Source organism: Arcicella sp. BE140, assembly GCF_031456255.1.
GTDB lineage: Bacteria > Bacteroidota > Bacteroidia > Cytophagales > Spirosomataceae > Arcicella > Arcicella aquatica.
Map to the genome: position 1 here is coordinate 53,758 of NZ_JAVDUE010000021.1, position 18,134 is coordinate 71,891.

18 protein-coding genes are annotated in these 18,134 nt (G+C 35.7%); 8 read left to right on the forward strand and 10 right to left on the reverse strand.

Annotated features, from left to right (window positions below; all coding sequences use genetic code 11):
* Positions 1-81: 81 nt before the first annotated feature.
* The gene (locus J2Y60_RS22190) at positions 82-531 is read right to left on the reverse strand and encodes an antitoxin Xre-like helix-turn-helix domain-containing protein (RefSeq protein WP_309923634.1); all 450 of its coding nucleotides are present in this window, start codon (positions 529-531) and stop codon (positions 82-84) included.
* Between the two features lie 234 nt (positions 532-765).
* Between J2Y60_RS22190 and J2Y60_RS22195 the strand changes: the two genes are divergently transcribed.
* Genes J2Y60_RS22195 through J2Y60_RS22205 form a run of 3 tightly spaced genes read left to right on the forward strand, consistent with a single transcriptional unit; the run spans position 766 to position 3,303 of the window.
* Positions 766-1,329, forward strand: coding sequence for an RNA polymerase sigma factor (locus J2Y60_RS22195; protein ID WP_309923636.1), 564 nt, complete (start codon positions 766-768; stop codon positions 1,327-1,329).
* Between the two features lie 43 nt (positions 1,330-1,372).
* Positions 1,373-1,948, forward strand: coding sequence for a hypothetical protein (locus tag J2Y60_RS22200; protein WP_309923639.1), 576 nt, complete (start codon positions 1,373-1,375; stop codon positions 1,946-1,948).
* Between the two features lie 26 nt (positions 1,949-1,974).
* Positions 1,975-3,303: a hypothetical protein gene (locus tag J2Y60_RS22205; protein WP_309923641.1), complete on the forward strand. Its 1,329-nt coding sequence runs from the start codon at positions 1,975-1,977 to the stop codon at positions 3,301-3,303.
* A 30-nt stretch (positions 3,304-3,333) separates the two neighbouring features.
* Here the strand turns inward: J2Y60_RS22205 and recF are convergent, their stop codons facing one another.
* The gene (gene recF / locus J2Y60_RS22210) at positions 3,334-4,419 is read right to left on the reverse strand and encodes a DNA replication/repair protein RecF (RefSeq protein ID WP_309923643.1); all 1,086 of its coding nucleotides are present in this window, start codon (positions 4,417-4,419) and stop codon (positions 3,334-3,336) included.
* 257 nt (positions 4,420-4,676) lie between these two features.
* Here recF and pdhA point away from each other — a divergent pair, with 257 nt between their 5' ends.
* On the forward strand, positions 4,677-5,684 hold the full coding sequence (gene pdhA, locus J2Y60_RS22215) for a pyruvate dehydrogenase (acetyl-transferring) E1 component subunit alpha (RefSeq protein ID WP_309923645.1): 1,008 nt from the start codon (positions 4,677-4,679) through the stop codon (positions 5,682-5,684).
* Positions 5,685-5,736: 52 nt separating this feature from the next.
* Here the strand turns inward: pdhA and J2Y60_RS22220 are convergent, their stop codons facing one another.
* From J2Y60_RS22220 to rplU, 3 genes are all read right to left on the reverse strand, one after another.
* Entirely contained in the window at positions 5,737-5,886 is a 150-nt protein-coding gene (locus J2Y60_RS22220) for a hypothetical protein (RefSeq protein WP_309923646.1), read from the reverse strand.
* 450 nt (positions 5,887-6,336) lie between these two features.
* Positions 6,337-6,591 carry a 50S ribosomal protein L27 gene (gene rpmA / locus J2Y60_RS22225; RefSeq protein ID WP_184136168.1) on the reverse strand — a complete coding sequence of 85 codons (255 nt, stop codon included), beginning with the start codon at positions 6,589-6,591 and terminating at the stop codon, positions 6,337-6,339.
* A gap of 79 nt (positions 6,592-6,670) precedes the next feature.
* Positions 6,671-6,982, reverse strand: coding sequence for a 50S ribosomal protein L21 (gene rplU, locus J2Y60_RS22230; protein WP_309923648.1), 312 nt, complete (start codon positions 6,980-6,982; stop codon positions 6,671-6,673).
* Positions 6,983-7,350: 368 nt separating this feature from the next.
* On the opposite strand from rplU, the gene J2Y60_RS22235 reads away from it, so the two are divergent.
* Together J2Y60_RS22235 and J2Y60_RS22240 are read left to right on the forward strand one after the other, a co-directional pair.
* Positions 7,351-7,776: a TlpA disulfide reductase family protein gene (locus J2Y60_RS22235; protein WP_309923650.1), complete on the forward strand. Its 426-nt coding sequence runs from the start codon at positions 7,351-7,353 to the stop codon at positions 7,774-7,776.
* 95 nt (positions 7,777-7,871) lie between these two features.
* Positions 7,872-8,525 carry a thioredoxin family protein gene (locus J2Y60_RS22240; protein ID WP_309923654.1) on the forward strand — a complete coding sequence of 218 codons (654 nt, stop codon included), beginning with the start codon at positions 7,872-7,874 and terminating at the stop codon, positions 8,523-8,525.
* A gap of 93 nt (positions 8,526-8,618) precedes the next feature.
* Here J2Y60_RS22240 and J2Y60_RS22245 read toward each other — a convergent pair whose 3' ends face one another.
* From J2Y60_RS22245 to J2Y60_RS22265, 5 genes are all read right to left on the reverse strand, one after another.
* Entirely contained in the window at positions 8,619-11,996 is a 3,378-nt protein-coding gene (locus J2Y60_RS22245; protein WP_309923656.1) for a ThuA domain-containing protein, read from the reverse strand.
* A 247-nt stretch (positions 11,997-12,243) separates the two neighbouring features.
* A complete protein-coding gene (locus J2Y60_RS22250; RefSeq protein WP_309923658.1) occupies positions 12,244-13,419 on the reverse strand; it encodes a glycoside hydrolase family 88 protein in 1,176 nt (391 codons plus the stop codon).
* A 36-nt stretch (positions 13,420-13,455) separates the two neighbouring features.
* The gene (kduI, locus tag J2Y60_RS22255; RefSeq protein WP_309923661.1) at positions 13,456-14,286 is read right to left on the reverse strand and encodes a 5-dehydro-4-deoxy-D-glucuronate isomerase; all 831 of its coding nucleotides are present in this window, start codon (positions 14,284-14,286) and stop codon (positions 13,456-13,458) included.
* Positions 14,287-14,456: 170 nt separating this feature from the next.
* The gene (locus J2Y60_RS22260) at positions 14,457-15,068 is read right to left on the reverse strand and encodes a hypothetical protein (RefSeq protein ID WP_309923664.1); all 612 of its coding nucleotides are present in this window, start codon (positions 15,066-15,068) and stop codon (positions 14,457-14,459) included.
* Positions 15,069-15,331: 263 nt separating this feature from the next.
* Positions 15,332-15,730 (reverse strand): hypothetical protein, encoded by a 399-nt coding sequence (locus J2Y60_RS22265; RefSeq protein ID WP_309923666.1) that lies wholly within the window; start codon positions 15,728-15,730, stop codon positions 15,332-15,334.
* Between the two features lie 603 nt (positions 15,731-16,333).
* On the opposite strand from J2Y60_RS22265, the gene J2Y60_RS22270 reads away from it, so the two are divergent.
* Both J2Y60_RS22270 and J2Y60_RS22275 read left to right on the forward strand, forming a co-directional pair.
* Positions 16,334-17,017, forward strand: a complete 684-nt coding sequence (locus J2Y60_RS22270; protein ID WP_309923668.1) for a hypothetical protein — start codon at positions 16,334-16,336, stop codon at positions 17,015-17,017.
* 37 nt (positions 17,018-17,054) lie between these two features.
* Positions 17,055-18,056, forward strand: coding sequence for a hypothetical protein (locus tag J2Y60_RS22275; RefSeq protein WP_309923670.1), 1,002 nt, complete (start codon positions 17,055-17,057; stop codon positions 18,054-18,056).
* Positions 18,057-18,134 lie beyond the last annotated feature (78 nt).

The window sequence follows — 18,134 nt, forward strand, 5'->3', positions numbered from 1 at the left end:
TGGATTAAAATATGTTGAATACACCACTTTATTTCACACATTAACGTCGTTTATTTTACATAGACTACTTAAACATGGTTTTTATGAAAACAAACCATGTTCAATATATATTAATTCTCTTTCAATGATTTCATAGCCTAATGAAGTATCTAATAATTCAGTAGGACGTTTTCCTCCTAAAGCAGGCACATGAGAGTGCATCCAGCCATTAAATCTTTCAAGACTTCCAAAAGTTTCTTGACCAAGCTCGTACAATTTTGCCAAACGTATCAATTTCGCAGAGGCATCTTTGTCCAAGCGTTGGTCTTCTCTGTAGCGTTGAATAGTTCTTTCTGAAATATTTAAGATGTCAGCCATCTCTTTATTTGAAAAAGAAATTTGTTTAGCCAAACTGTCTAACGCTTGTTTAGGTAAACCCTCTTTCGCAATTTCAATCAGGTCGAAATCATGTCTAATTTCACGATTGATGATTGTTTGCCCGCCTAGCAATACAATCAAAGTTGATATAGGTAAAATATTTTGTTTTTTCATGGATGCTATTATTGTAAATATGTCGTAAATATAACGACATTTGTCGTAAATAATACTATTGATGGCATATTATTTTTGAGTAAGAGCGTTAAACGATAAATTTTTTAAAATATTTTAAGAATTTTTAACAAAATGCAACATTCCTAAATTGTTCTGTGTCATTAGTTTGAATTTAAGTTATTGGTTGTCAATAGATGAAAACTGCTTAACTTGAAGGTTAGAAGTTTGAACACTATGAATCCTCAACCTTTAGCACTGGAACAAACACATTACATAGACAAACATTTGCCACTCGTGGAGGCTTGCCGTAGGGGTGATCGCAAGGCTCAGTACGAGATTTATAGGCTTTATGCAAAGGCTATGTTCAATGTTGCTGTCCGAATAGTAAATCATGTTGGCGAAGCAGAGGACGTCCTGCAAGATGCCTTTTTAGATGCTTTTCAGAAAATCCATGATTTTCGACAAACAAGTACTTTTGGCGCTTGGTTGAAACAGATTGTAATTAATCGGGCTTTAAACCATTTGCGTAATAGAAAAGTCCAATTGATTGATATTGAAGAAGCAGTAGAAATTCCTGATACGGAAACGTACGACGAAGAAGGAATAGAACTTAATATTCAAAGAGTACAGAATGCCATTCAACAGTTGCCTGATGGTTTCAGAACAGTACTTTGTTTGTATTTATTAGAAGGCTATGACCACGAAGAAATCGCAGAGATTTTGGGCGTGGCAGAGTCAACTTCGCGAACACAATACATCAGAGCCAAAAAACGATTGTTGGAAATTTTAAAACAATAAAGACCTTTTCTTTTGTATTAAGAGAGAGGAGGCTTACAGCGTTATGAAAAAGACAAAAATAGAAAGATTCATTCGTGATAACCGTGAAAACTTTGATCAGTTTGAAATCCCTGTAGGTTTATGGGATAAAATAGACAAAGGCTTGGGGAATTTAGATGCCTTTCCGGGAGAAACACCTTTTGTTGAAAAGAAAAAAATCATTGTTTTCAAACAAAAATATTGGGCATTGGCAGCAGGCCTTGCCATATTAATAGGTTGTTATTTTATACATGACCTTGGTTTCAAATCAGAAAATACAGATAAGATTATTGCTACAGTAAGCCCCGAATACGGCGATAAAATGGTTAAGTATGCAAGTTTGATTGAAACAAAGCGAGAGGAAATCAGGCAAATTGAGGCTCACGACCCAGTACTTTACAAAGAGTTTGCCACAGAAATTGAGAAGCTAAACAAAGACTATCAGAACCTGAAAGCAGAATTACCCCAGACGCCTAATCAGGAAGAGCTAGTTCAAGCGATGATTCAAAATTTACAAGTACAATTAGATATTTTAAACAGGCAATTATCCATTATTCAGAAAATTAAAGATTATCAGAATAATCCGATGAAAAGCATTTGAGGTAAACAGTTTAATCGAAGAATGTCATGAAAAAAGTATTAAATATAGTAGCATTGTGTGTTTTAATAATCAACAGCACCTTTGCACAACAAGTAAGCGTTTATGTACATGATTCTGTAGAAGTAAAAGAATATCAGAGCCATGTAAGGGCTAGTATTGCCACAACTAGAAGCAATACGGCAAGAACATTAAATAGCGTTGCGGTAATAGGTAGAGCTAGCGAAATGCCACCTATGCCTCCTACACCACCAACACCAGGGGCAATCACTTATAATTCAGAGTATGGTCAGGCAACTATTCAGGAAACGGCAGCTGTAGAAAAGAAAAAAGTAATTAGTAAATCTTATCCTGTGGATGCTAAAAACTTTTTGAATATTAGCAACCAACACGGAGAAGTAAAAGTAGAGCTTTGGAATAAAAATGAAATCAAAGTAGATATAACTATCACAGGTTACGGTAATACAGAAGCACAAGCCCAAACATTTATTGATAACGTAGAAATCATTGAAAGAAAAGAAGGAGACAAAATAGCCTTTAAAACAATGATTGATACCGATGAGAGAACCAATGGTAACGGCAACTGGAGTTGGGCAAATAGCTTAACAAATACTTTTAACTGGAGCAGTAGCAACGGTAAAAAAGTAAATGAAAAACGAGGCGTAGAGATTAACTATATGATTTACATGCCAAAGTCTAATTCATTGACGGTTTCAAATAAATATGGCAAAACGATTATTCCTCAGTTTTCAGCTCCCTTGAAGATTACGTCTAATTATGGAAGCTTTGTTTCTGATAGATTGACAGGCGGAGAGAAAGATATTTTTGTGCAATATGGCTCAGGAAATATCAAACAAATGGATGATGGCGATTTGCACATTGCTTATTCAAAACTAAATATCGAAAAGGCAGACAACCTAAAATTGACTAACAATTATGGTTCGATGATTTTAGATGACATTAATAATCTGGATGGAACAATTCAGTATTCAAGTGGAAAAATTGGTAAAATTAACCAAACTGGAAAGTTATCAATCAGTTATTCAGATGGCGTTCAGTTAGCAGAATTATCGAAGACCTTGAAGACGCTAGACATTCGTTCAAATTATACAGCGGTAAAATTACCAGTAACGGGCGATTGTAATGCTGATTTTGAAGTAACGACTACGTATGCCAACTTTAGATATCCAGAAGGCAAATGTACGCTAACAGTAAATCCTGATGATAATAAAGAAGTTGACGACCGTACGATGGGATGGAAATCTACCAAGGTTTATAAAGGAAAGATAGGTAAAGGCTCAGCCACCAAGATTACCATCAAGACCAATTATGCAGGAGTGAAATTCACAGAAAAATAAATAAAAAGCCTAACGTAAATATTCAATGCGTTAGGCTTTTTTTACTTCAAAATACTTAATATCTACAACTAGCTTTTCCAATAATTCTCTTGTTCTTTCAGGACGAGCATCGGTAATAAATACTTGGTTAAATGTTCCATCAGTCATCATATTAATCAACTGTTGGATTCTTTTGTCGTCAAGCTTATCAAAAATATCATCTAAGAGTAAAATTGGTGCGAAACCCTTCGCAATACTCAACATTTCAAATTGAGCCAGTTTAAGTGCAATCACAAAAGATTTTTGTTGTCCCTGCGAGCCAAATTTACGCAAGGTAAAGCCATTGATTTCAAAAATGAAATCATCCTTATGGCTTCCAAGTGTTGTTCTCTGTGCAGCCAAATCTCGGTGTCTATTTCTTCGAAATAAGGCAACAAAGTCATCATTGCCTACCTCCGACTCATAAATCATTTCTACGCTCTCTCTGGCATCAGATAATACCTCATAATGCTTTTTAAAAATAGGTAGGAAATTCTCCGTAAAAACGATACGAGCCTGATATATTTTGAGAGAGACTTCCACCAAAGGGTCTGTATAAATATCTAACAGTAAATCATCCACATAATGGCGTTCGGCAAACTGTTTGAGTAAAGAGTTCCGTTGTAATAACAGGCGATTGTATTGCAATAGATTTTCAAGGTACTCTGCATCCAATTGCGCCATCACTCCGTCGAAGAATTTTCTTCTTTCCTCACTCCCATCCCGAATTACATCCGTATCATTAGGAGACAGCAACACCACTGGGAATTTTCCGATATGTTCTGATAGCTTTTCGTATGCTTTTTTGTCATGCAAAACAGCCTTCTTTTGTCCCTTTTGTAAAGCAACAGTAATGAGTGTATTTTTTTCACTTTCGAAATTGCCCTCAATCATCATAAAATCAGCGTCATGATTGATACTAAGGGTATCTTGATTAGAGATAGAACTTTTAGTTAAAGCCAAAAAGTAAATAGCGTCTAATAAATTAGTTTTGCCAATACCATTTTCGCCAACAATACAATTTACCCGAGGCGAAAACTCGAAAGTATTGTAGTCGTAGCTTTTGAAATTGGTCAAACTAAGTTTTTGTAAATACATGAAAAGAAAATAAAAAGGGATTGAATTGGAAATTGTGGATAAAATTTGACAAAACATGTATTTAAGCATCAATGAATAATACAAAATACTTTGTGTGTTCTTTGTTTTGTACTAATTTCGTAGTGCAAATTAAAGACTGTTTGATGGGATTGCAAATCACAGGCAGTTTAGCATCGGATTTACCTCCGAATAAGCAGTGTCAAGGTGAAGCTTACACTTTCACTTATTCACAAATCACTCATTCATAATTGTAGAAAATGGCAAATAAAGCTGAAAACAAAGTAAAATACTCGAAGGAGACCTATATGTACTGGTACGAGTCAATGGTACTTCAACGCAAATTTGAAGAACGTGCTGGTCAGTTGTATGGACAACAAAAAATCAAAGGTTTTTGTCACCTTTACATCGGACAAGAAGCTTGTTCATCAGGAGCAAGATCTGCATTGAAAGACGGCGACAAGTATATCACAGCATATCGTGACCACGGTATTCCTTTAGCTTTAGGTTCAGACCCTAATACTATCATGGCTGAGTTGTTCGGAAAAGCTACTGGTATCTCTAAAGGAAAAGGTGGTTCGATGCACATTTTTGATAAATCAGTTGGCTTTGTGGGTGGACATGGTATTGTGGGTGCACAAATTCCATTAGGAGCAGGTTTGGCTTTTGCTGAAAAATATAACAAAACTGGAAACTTAGCAATTTGTTATTTCGGAGATGGTGCTGTTCGTCAAGGTGCTTTACACGAAGCATTCAACATGGCAATGACTTGGAAACTACCTGCCATTTTTGTGGTAGAAAACAACGGTTATGCCATGGGAACATCGGTTTCTCGTACTTCAAACGTTACAGACCTTTATACAATCGGCGAAGCGTATGATATGCCTTCTGAACCGGTAGATGCCATGAGCGTTGAGGCTGTTCATGAAGCGGTTTCTCGTGCGGCTGACCGTGCTAGAGCTGGAGAAGGACCAACTTTCTTAGAATTTAAAACATATCGTTATAGAGGTCACTCAATGTCTGACCCTCAGAAATACCGTACGAAAGAGGAGGTTGAGCAATACAAAATGCGTGACCCTATCGAGCAAGTAAAGAAAGCAATTTTAGATAATGGTCTTGCTACAGAAGAGGAACTAGCAGCGATTGATGCTGAAATCAAAGTAAGAGTAGAAGCTTCGGTTAAATTTGCAGAAGAATCTCCTTGGCCAGACCCAGCAGAGATTTTTACAGATGTTTACGTAGAAGAATATCCATTCCCTGTAGAATAAGGATAATAGAAGATACAAAAAAGCCGTTCCAATTTCGTTTGGGACGGCTTTTTTAGTTTATCCAGTCGAATGATACCTTATCGTGTTCTGGATGTGCAACCTCTGGTGCTTTTTTGTTGTTCGCATACTTTCTAGTGGCATTTTTCTTTGCCTGAAAGTCTCTCCAATCATACCGTTGGAAAATGGCTAAGCTGTGTCTCATATTATTGTTGTTTACATATTGAAAAAATTATAATACAAATGTAAAATATTGTAATAATAAATAATTAAACACTTGATTATATGATTATTAACAAAATATTTGATAAAATGAGTTCAGAGAATATTACAAAAAAATGCCATCTCCATTGAAGATGGCATTTAATGCTAAATTCCAAATGTTTTTAAAGGTTTGGATTCATATTGGTGAATGTCTTTCAAATCCTGATTGTACAAAACAAAAAAAGCCATCGATTATAAACATATAATTGTTTATAGTTCAATGGATTGATGATTGTTTAAGAACAAATTTAAAAGAGTTTAATAAGAAAGTAATATTAAATTTCACCTTTCTTATTAAGATAAAAAGAAAAAGAGATTAACAGTTGAATAAATTCAAGCGTTAATCTCTTTTCAAGAATTATAATGGTATAACCTTAGTTATTTGCCATTATTAAGCAGGAAGTACTTCTACAAAAGAACGTCCTTTAAATCCTTTTTTAAAGTGAACAGTACCATCAATTAAAGCAAATAAAGTATGGTCTTTTCCAAGACCTACATTTTGACCAGGATTGTGGGCTGTACCTCTTTGACGAACAATAATGTTCCCTGAAATTGCAGGCTGACCTCCAAAAATTTTGATTCCAAGACGCTTACTATGCGACTCACGACCGTTTTTCGAACTACCCGCACCTTTTTTGTGTGCCATTGTTTTGTTAGTTTATCGATTTAACGTTTTAATTTTCGCTTTGAGGAAACTCTTAACGAATAAAATTAATCATTAAATATTAAAATGAGATTCCTTCGATTAAGACTTTAGTTAAATTTTGACGGTGACCGTTCTGTTTTTGGTATCCTTTACGACGTTTCTTTTTGAAAACAATTACTTTTTCTCCACGAACGTGAGCTAAAATTTTACCAGTTACAGTAGCACCTGCTACAGTTGGAAGACCTACTTTGATGTCTCCGTCATTATCGACAAGAAGAACCTTATCGAAAACCAGTGCAGCGCCTTCCTCGCCCGCCAAACGGTGGGTGTAGAGGAAAAGGTCTTTCTCAACTTTAAATTGCTGACCAGCGATTTCTACGATTGCGTACATTTTATTATTAGTTATAATTTTATTGGGTCGCAAAGATACGCATTATGTTTTGAAAACAGAAAGGAAGTAAGTATATTTATTATAAAAAAATCGCAAATTTTTATTTGCTAGTATGTTTCATAATAATCTCATAGTAAGGTAGTTAAGTGTATAGGTAAAATATTATAATATTTCTTTTACCACAACAACGTATACCAAGTACATTATTATGCAGGTTTAACGTTAATAAATTAACATGGAAGTTCCATTTTTATAAGTTAATGATGATGAAGATTAGCCCCTTTTCAATACGATTTGGAATAATACTTATCTTCCTAATTTACGTAGTTAACTTTGAGGCTTTCAATCAAACCAAGAAAGTTGACATTGTGAAGTTTGAAGATTTACAAAAAGTATTAAATCAAGTATCAGATACCACCGTTGTCATGCATTTTTGGGCAACTTGGTGCCGACCGTGTTTAGAAGAATTACCCTTTTTTGAAAGATTGAATACTGAATATAGCACTAAGAAGGTAAAATTTTTGTTAATAAGTATGGATTTCCCTAAAGATGCGGAAACCAGTGTGAAGGGCTTTTTAGCACGCAACAAAGTACAATCGAAAGTAGTACTTTTGGATGAACCAGATTATAATCATTGGATAGATTTGATAGACAAAGAATGGTCGGGAAGTATTCCTGCCACGCTGATAATCAATACAAAAATGCAGAAACGGAAGTTTTTTGAAGGCAAAGTAAATGTTGAAATATTTACGGAGGAACTAAAAAAAATGTGGACTGTTACCATACAAAACTGAATACCGTAGCAACAAACAAGATTTATATTTAAATATTAAATCAAACAAGCGATATAACTTCTAAATTATATTAGATACAATAAACATATCAAGCAATGAAAACACATATAAAAAATATAAAGACGATTTTTTTACTAGGAATAGTCTTAACGGGATTATTGGCGTTTACTCCAGCCAATGAAGAGCATAAATTAAGTGCAGACAAAGGGTATGCCATTGGTGATGTGGTGGCTGATTTTAAATTAAAAAGTACCACAGGCAACATGGTATCAATGGCTGATAATCGTTCTGTAAAGGGATATATTATTGTCTTTACTTGTAACCACTGCCCTTTTTCAAAGGCTTACGAAAGTAGAATAATGGCATTGGATAAAAAGTTTGCTTCGCAGGGGTATCCTGTATTGGCAATCAACCCGAACGACCCGAGTGCTTATGAAGAAGATTCTTTTGAAAACATGCAGGCTGTAGCCAGAGCCAAAGGATATACTTTTGCTTATCTTCAAGACGAAACTCAAGCCACCTCAAAGGCTTTTGGTGTATCTAGAACTCCATCGGCTTATGTAGTGAAGAAAGAAGGCGACAAATATATTTTACAATATATCGGTGGCATTGATGATAATACGCAGGATGCTAATGCCGTAACAAAAAGATATGTAGATGATGCTGTAAGTAATCTTTTAGCAGGCAGACCAGTAGTTAATAACTTTACCAAGTCGGTGGGTTGTGCTGTTAAATGGAAGGGCGTTTAAAACTAGTCAAAAAATCAGCTTTATATTTACAAACAAGAAGAGGTTGCCAGTGTTGGCAACCTCTTCTTGTTTGTAAATAGTATTATAATTTGTTTATTTACCTGCTGTAATATCTACTAGGGCAAATAATGGTTTTCCTTTGGCATCAGCATTTTTGAATACTAAGAATAAGTTATGTGCGCCAACAACAGGTGTTTTCAATGAAATACTTACGGGAGTGTTAGCATTTTTAGTTACCTCAGCAGTACCCAATAATTGTCCCGTGGGCGAATCAATGTGCAATTCTACCGAACCACCCGCTGTACGGTCGTCAGTAGCAAAAGCACCTAACTTAAATTGAGCGATACCCGTTAAGTCTATGTTGTTGAATGAGATATATGAATTGTTAGACATTGCAATAACTGCTTCTCCTAGTCCTTCAAGTGTATATTTCATTGTTTCTTTTTGCGTATCAAACGAATTCGCTTTAAACTTCGCACTTCTCAACGTAAGCGCTGTTGTACCTGTCAATGATCCTAAGTTACTAGCACCTCTATCAGTATAGCTTGCCGAGAAAATATAAGTGCCAGCTTTGCCATTGTCTTTGGTGACATATTCACCTTTAACTGGTTGACTTGCTTTTTTGTCATCAGACAACGAGAGAATATATTTCACCATTTCCTTTGTGTCGTCTTTTGTTAATTGTGGGTGAGCCGCCATTACTTGTTCGCCCCAAACACCGCCGCCACCTTTGATTACTTTTTCTACCAACTCACTAAAAGCTCTACTTTTTCCTTTGTATTTTTTAGCAACTTCTTTGTAGCTTGGTCCAATAGACTTTTTATCAAGTGAATGACAAGATTTACAATCAGATAAGTCTATTAAACGTTTGCCTGATGAAGCACTTAGGTTTGCTTGGTGTCCCTGTGCAATTACAGTTTTGTCAAAACCTTCTAAGTAATCAATGTTTACCTGTACTTCGTCTTCTTTGATTTTTTTATTAGCCAACGAGCCATCTTCTTTATCCGATACCTTTACTTCATAAGCTATTTTTTCATCATTCCAATAGAATGTCTTATTGCCTTTTATCGCTAATTCTACTTTCGGAACATCATTCCCTACTTTTATTTCTAAAGTAGTCGTCGAAACGTTTCCAGCAGGGTCTGTTACTTTCAGAACGGGCTTATAAACGCCTGCTTTTGTAAAAGTAAAGCTTGGGTTAGGCAAAGTGCTTTTGGCTGCTCCTTTGGCAAAAGTCCATTCGTATTTCAACACATCATTTTCATAATCCAATGTACCAGCCGAAGAAAAATTTACTTTCAAAGGCAATGCACCCGCCTTTTTATCAGCATTTGCTACGACTACGGGGCTACGGTTGCCAGCATTGAAAGTAATGCGTGAAAGACGAGCATCATCGTTTTGAGCAAACCAGTTTTGTCCATATTCCAACAAATACAATGAACCATCTTTGGCAAACTGCATATCCATTGGGTGGCTAAACTTCGTGTTTGGCATAAAGCGTTCCATCGAAATAAAATCTCCGTTTGGTTTCATGCTTACCAAGTTAATCCAGTCACGCATCCAGTCATAGGCAAAGAATTTTCCATCTAAATACTTAGGGAATTTTACCTTTGAATCAGCCTTGAAGTCGTCATAATAATATACAGGCCCGCCCATTGCATTACGTCCACCTTTACCAACGATTGCCCCAAATTCAGGAGAATCAGCGTAAGGATAATAAATAAATGCTTTTTGAGCAGGAGGTAATTCGCGTAAACCTGTGTTGTGTGGAGAATCGTTAATAGGATGCTCAGCGTCAAATTTTGTCCAAGTACTATCCTTATAAAAGTCTCTTTGGTTATAAGCACGGTTGTCTGCCACAAAAAGAGGCCAGCCAAAATAACCAGCTTTACGAGCCTGATTCACTTCGTCGTGTCCACGAGGACCATATTTCGGTGAATTTTCGCCAGCATCAGGCCCTACTTCACCCCAATATAAAAAGCCTGTTCTTTGGTCAACCGATATTCTGTATGGGTTTCTGTTACCCATTACATATATTTCAGGACGAGTTTTTGCAGTACCCACTGGGAATAGATTCCCTTCTGGAATCGTATAAGAACCATCAGCACTAGGCTTAATTCTCAAAATTTTACCTCTTAAATCGTTGGTATTTGAAGAAGTATATCGAGCATCCCAACCAGAGCGACCCACTTTATTATCAATTGGTGCAAAACCTTGCGAAGCAAAAGGGTTGGTATCATCACCTGTTGACAGGAATAAATTTCCTTTGCTGTCCCAAGCTATAGAGCCACCCGTATGGCAACATTCTGTGCGTTTTACAGGCACACGCAAAACAACTTTTTCAGTACTTAAATAAAGCGAATCCTTTACATCATCATACACATAACGAGATAAACGATTGGCTGTATCAGCACCAACCATTCCTACCGACGGAGCGTAGTACAAGTAAATCCATTTGTTTTTGTTGAAGTCAGGGTCAATATTTACGCCCATCAAGCCATATTCAAATTTTGAATAAACGCTTAAATCTGCTACAACCTTAGTTGCGTTTTTCTTTGGGTCATATACTTTTAATATACCTTTTCTTTCACCGAACAATACTTTACCGTTGTCTAACACCACTAGTTCAGTTGGTTCGTCTAGTTTTTCATCCAATACAGTTTTTACGAAACGGTTTTCTTCAGGAGGTAAAGCACTTTTTACTTTAGTATAATCTAAAGCAGGGCCACTAGCCGCCCACTGTAAGCCACCAAGAATGTGTTTAAGCGGAATCTCTTCCGAGAAAGTCTCGTTGGTATGTCCCCAGTTAGTATAAAAAGAACGACCACCGTCAAACTCATGGTACCAGCCCATTGGGTGGAAATCGCCCATTTTACCTTCTTTAAAAGAATTTTCGTCAACAGTATATAAAACCTTTACATCTGTATTGAAATTTTTAAAGCTATAAAATTCATCTTTACGCTCTAAAGTCTCAGGCATAAAGTTTGTAGAAATATGCGTACGGTCTTTAATGATAAATTTACCATTCTGTACATTCGAAACATTTTTGCCTGGGTGACCATTAAAATATCCACCTACCAACTTGCCATACCAAGGCCAGTCGTATTCAGTATCCGAAGCCGCATGAATACCCATAAAAGCACCACCTGCTTGGATATAACGCTCAAAAGCAATTTGCTGAGGCTCTGTTAAAACATTCCCCGTAGTGCTGTTAAAAACAACAACCGAGTACTTTTTAAGATTAGCTTCATTGAAATTATCAGCGTTTTCGGTAGTATCTACTTCAAAACCATTGTCAATGCCCATTTTTTGAATGGCTTTTGTACAAAACGGAATAGAAGAGTGACGAAACCCTGCTGTTTTGGAGAAAACAAGAATCTTTTTCCCTTTGAGGGGATTAGAACCTTGGGCAAAAAGAATTGTTGTACAAAAGCACAACAACAGTAATAATGCCTGAAATTTAAGTTTCATAAGTTATAATAAAATTAGGACTGGTTGAATGATATAAATAAAGCCTCCCTTTGTTGAAGAAATAGTACTTTACTTAGAGATTAGTAAATATTTGATAAAGATAAGTTTTTATGGGTATATTATTATCTTACCTTGTACGGTAAATATAGACAAGTATAGAACAGTTCGGTAAAAAAAACGATATAAATTATCGAGGGTTTCCTAAATAACCTATATCGTTATGATTAATTGATTGAAAATGAAACGATTACTTTTTCTTCTTCATTAGTGCTTGGTATCTTAACAATGCTTCTAAATAATAATAGTCGGCATATACCAAAGGCACATCGATTTCTGATTTTAAGGGCTTTGCCCCAACACTATGTTTCAGAATGAAATGATTATTTTCGCCTAAATTAGCTTTATAGGCAGGGCTAGCCAAGCTTGTCAACATCGTTTCGGCAGCTTTAAAATAGTCTTTGCCTTTTTTGCCTGTATAAGTTGATAATTCTAACAAAGCCGACGCTGTAATAGCACCAGCCGAAGCATCTCTTTCTTCATTAGGAATATTGGGTGCGTTAAAATCCCAGTAAGGAATTTTATCGGCAGGTAAATTCGGGTTGTTCAAATAGAAATTAGCAATTTTTTCAGCCATCGCTAAGTATTTCTTTTGCTTCGTTTCGCGGTACATCACTGTATAGCCATACATTGCCCACGCTTGCCCCCTCGCCCATGCAGAACCATCGGCATAGCCTTGGTGAGTAAATTTTCCTAAAGGCTGTCCTTTTTCATCATAGCAAATTACATGATAGCTACTGCCATCTGGACGAAAATGATTTTTCAGTGTACTATCAGCATGTGAAAGACAAATATTATAAAATTCTTTGTTGCCAGATGCTTTGGCCGCCCAAAACAGAAACTCCAAGTTCATCATATTATCAATGATTACGGGATAAGTGTATTGACGAAATTTATTCCAAGACTTAATAACCCCTACTTTAGGGTCGAAACGAGTCGCTAGCGACTTCGCTCCTGTCAGCATAATATCTTTGTATTCAGCATTTTTTGTAAGGCGATAGCCATTGCCAAATGGGCAATACAACATAAAGCCCAAATCGTGTGTGCCTGTATTGAATTGCTCTTTTTTGACAGCCATAGACCACTGATGAGCAGCATCTTTCCAGAAAGGGCTCTTGGTTTCTTCAAAAATATACCAAAGCGAACCACCGAAAAAGCCACTACACCACCATTCAGTAGGCATATCGCGTGGACTGCCATCTGCATTGGTCGACTGTGGCGTTTTGGTATAATCTGGATGTGCCTTTAGCATCCCCTCATATTGTTTGGCCGCAAATTCAAATTCTTTTTTGACATCAATTTTGGACTGTGCCGAAATGCCTAACACGCAAATGTTTAATAACAAGCATAAAAAGATTTTTTTCATAGTTAAATGGATGGTTTGAGAATGTAAAAGAGGTAATTATTTTAAGTCTGAGATTTTAACAAAATCCATGTCTGTGAAATCGAGGTTTTCGCCTGCCATTGCCCAGATAAAAGAATAATTGGACGTACCCGCACCAGAGTGGATAGACCAAGGTGGTGATAAAATAGCTTGATGATTGGCTACAAGCATATGGCGAGTTTCCTGTGGTTGTCCCATAAAGTGAAATACTCTATGTTCTGGATTCAAATCAAAATATAAATAAGCTTCCATTCTTCTATCGTGTACGTGAGCAGGCATGGTGTTCCAAACACTCCCTGTTTTCAAAACAGTTAATCCCATTACTACTTGGCAACTTTGAATACCATCTCTATGAATATACTTATAGATGGTTCTTTCATTGGCTGTTTCTACTGTACCTAATGAAACGGGAGAAGCTTCTTCTTTTCCCATCTTTTGTGTAGGAAATTTTTGATGAGCAGGAGCAGATAATAAGAAAAATTGTGCAGGGCTACCAGCATCATCGCTTTTGAAAACTACCTCTTTCACGCCTTTGCCAATATAAAGCGCATCCAGTTTTGATAAATTAAAGCTTTCGCCATCTACTTCAATCGTACCATTACCTCCCACGTTGATGATACCAATTTCTCTTCTTTCTAAAAAATAATCAGACTTCAAATTATCATACGTCTGTAAACTAAGAGCAACCGTCGTAGGCGTCGCACCTCCTACCATTACTCTGTCATAATGAGTATATACAAAATGTACCTCATTGGTCTTAAAAATGCTTTCAATCAAGAAGTTTTCTCTTAATTGCTCTGTGGTAAAGGTCTTTGCCTCACGTTCACTAATTGCTTGGTAAATCTTCATAAAATAGACTTGATGTAAATTTGAAAAAATAACTTATAGCAAAGAGTCGAGACTTTTAAATTTATACTGCTAATTGGGCATTATATTTTGAAGAGAAAGTAAAATATTAAAGCCCAAAGGTTAAGTTGTGGAGGCTTATCCTTTGGGCTTTACGGAAAAAAATACGATGCTTACCAGTCTCTTCTACCATGATGACCATGACCACGACCAAAAATAGGTACTGTCACGACAATTACTGGGCGAGATGGCGCTCTTCTAGCATAACCACCGTTATAGCGATTTAGATAACGATTACGAATATCATAAGGATTACGTGGGTCTACTGGATAATATCTGTTAGCCCAAACTCTTCTATTGTCACAAAAATCAAAAGGGTCGGCATTACTACGAAAATCTATCTCATTCCAACGACTGTGACGATATGGATCGTAAACAGGACGAGGGTCGAAGGGGTTGCGAGGGTCGTAGTTAGGGTTACGGGTATCAAACGGATTTCTTCTGTCGTAGCTATAACTTCCATAACTGCCGTCATCACATCTGGCATATACATCATAGTTGTTATTATTGCCATTGTTGCCGTAATTATTATTACGGTTGTTATCGTATCTATCATCATTTCTATCATCACGGTTATCGCGATTTCGGTCAGGATAATTTTGTTGTTGCTGGTAGTCTCTATCTCTGTTCTGATAGTCTCTATTTGAATAATTACGATCTTGAGCTTTTCCTGAATTTGCTAATCCAACTGTTAAAACTAGCAAGCTAAATAATTTGATATTCATGTTTTTTGACGGTTTATTGTGATTACACCAGTTTTAGTATTAGCATCAATACTTTTACCATTTTGATGATATATTAGTAAAACGCATTAGGGTGAATCGCTATTTTAGGGGGGCGTGTTAATGATATGTTAATGTTTTTTCACCTTAAAAAACAAAAAAACCGTGATACGAGCAAATATCGTATCACGGCCTGATTTATATAATTAATATGCCAGATTTAGAAATTAAATAGCTTCTTAAATAGATTTGAGGTTAAATAAAGACTAATTCAAAGAAATAAAACGATCTTGTGAAGTAGGCTCAGGAGTTTTAGTACCGATGTTTACTGTTTTTACAATTTTGCTTTCGCCATCAGTGATTTCGAAGCTGTATTTTCCGTCTTGCAATTCGCTCAAATCAAATTTTCCGTGGTATTTTTCATTAGCTTTTCCTACTTTTTCTTTGTGCAACACATCCCCTTTTTCATTTTTCAATGAAATATATAAATTCTTATTAGTCGATTTCTCAATCAATACATTCATTTTCATAGTGTTGATTGTCTGGTACATTCCCACAGCAAATGATTTTTTAGTATTTGCTGGCTCATTAGTGTTAGTAGCGCTTGCTACAAATGACATTACTGATAATACTGCAATTGCGAAAGATTTAACGAAAGTTTTCATTTTTTTAAGTTGTTTAGATTTTAAATTAAATTTTATGATAAATAAAAGTTTAGAAATTACATTGTTGTTGTTTACTGTGTTACTTACTAAGATTTTTGTGCCATAATTTATAAGTGTTTGATTATTAATTGTTTGTAAAAGTTAACGAGATTTAGAGGTGTTCGTTTTTATTACAATAGTTGTTCGGTTTAGTATATTTATTAATGTTTAGAGTATTTTTTGTTTAATTCCTTTTTGATGCATCAAAGTTATGGGTAAAAGCCAGTACCTTGCAATACAAAATACCATAATCGGTTGTTTTACTAGTTAAATGGTAAATCTTCTTGATATACAACTGATTTTTGGTTTAAGCGAATGCTTTAAAATTGATGAGTGTTTGAGATGTAAAAAGCGCTCGTTTTTCTGAATCTCAGACATAAGATGCAAGCTGGAATTATAATGTTGCATCTATTTAAAAAAATTATCATAATTTTTTATGGTATCATCAAGTCCCGTAACCATTCTTACAACTGAATGGGGTTTCTCGATAAAAGCATATTAATATTGTATAGGTCAATAATGATTGAGGGTAAGATTAAATACTAAAACAGAAAAAATCAAAAAATGGCAGCAGAAGAAAAAAGTATCGGAAGAAAATTATTAAGTTTTTTTATTACTGAAGAAACTGCTACTCCAGCAAATACTAGCAGTCAGACGCCTCCTCCTATTCCGAAGGTTGAAAAAACAGTAGAACCTGCGATAATACCGCAAGGTATAGAGAAGGGCGTAGTCGATAAAAAATTTATAGACCACTTCGTTCAGTTGCTCGAAAATTCAAATTTAAAAGGACCTGATTATTTTGAATACATGCAGGCACTAAAAGGCTTGACAGGCCTTGGGCTTTCGGAAGAAAAACAATTTCAAGCTGCATGGGCTAGTTTCAAAGTAATGGGTGGTATTACTGATGTAGCAGTATTGACGGATACGGCCAAACAATATATCGGCATTTTGGATACTGACCGACAAGGATTCTTGAAGGATGTAGAAAACGCAGTTAGCCAAAAAGTAGGCGGTTTGAAGAATGATTTGAAAAAAACCGAAGATGAAAATGAAAATATAGCAAAGCAAATAATTGATTTACAGCGTAAGATTGATGAAAACAAGATAAAAATCAATAAATTGACAGATGATATTTCAGAACAGAGTGGAAAAATTACGATTAATAAAAGTAATTATGAAACTACCTATCATACATTTGTCGAACAAATAAAGGGTGATATCGCAAAGATTGTAGCCTACTTGAAATAAATTCATTCTAAATCAAAATATTAAATAATCTAAAATAATGGCAGATTTATCACAAATTGGAGGAACCCAACCTTCAAAATCGTTTTGGAGTAAACCCGAAGGTATTACTTCCTTATTCTTTTTGGCAGCACTTGGTGCTTTTGGGTTATACTATTTCAACATAGTAGTTGAATTCTTGATAAAAGTTACTTCCAATACCCTTTATCTAGGTGGATTATTAGCAGTTTTAGGTTTTTTTATCTTTCTAATTACTAGCAAAGACATTCGTACAGGGGTATTCTTTTTGTTTAAAACCTTCATGCGAAAAATAACAGGCTTAATCATTCAACTTGACCCGATTGCCATTATGAAAATCTATATTTCAGATTTACGTGAAAAACGCGAGCAGATGTCTAAGCAAATAGATATTTTGGCAGGACAGTTAGTAAAACTGAATAAGAAAATCGGTGAAAACAACGAGAACATCAAAGTTAAGTTTGCGGAAGCAAACAAGGCTAATAGCATGACTGATAAGCCCGGTATGAAAGAAGCTGCGTCATTAGCAAGTTTAGAAGCGGCAGGATTACAGGAAATGAATGAAAAATTGTTGCCACTTCAACGTAATATGAAAACTATTTTAGGATTCATGGAAAAAGTACAGTCGTCGGCAGATTATATCATCAAGGAAACAGAAATAAGAGTAAAACACAAAGAGGCCGAATACGAAATCGTAAAAGCTAGCTCTAATGCCTTGAAAACAGCGATTAGTATTTTCAAAGGAGATCCAGACAAGAAGTTTTACTTTGATGAGTCGATGGAATACATTCAGGACGACATGAGTAAGAAATTGGGTGAAATGAAGCGAGCAATGGATTACTCAATGGACTTTATTAATTCTGTGGATATTCAAAATGGCGTGTTAACCGATAAAGGGCAGTCGATGTTGGATGCCTATAATAAAGGCGAGTTCAATTTGATTACGTTAGATGGTCCGTCAGACTCAAGTAAAAAAGAAATCAATCCTCCGAAAGACTCTTCTTATAAGGGTTTATTGGATTAACATTTCGATGTGAAAGCGTAACTCAAAGACTTTCTTTGGGTTACACTTTTCGTTTCTACACCTTTGATACACTTTATT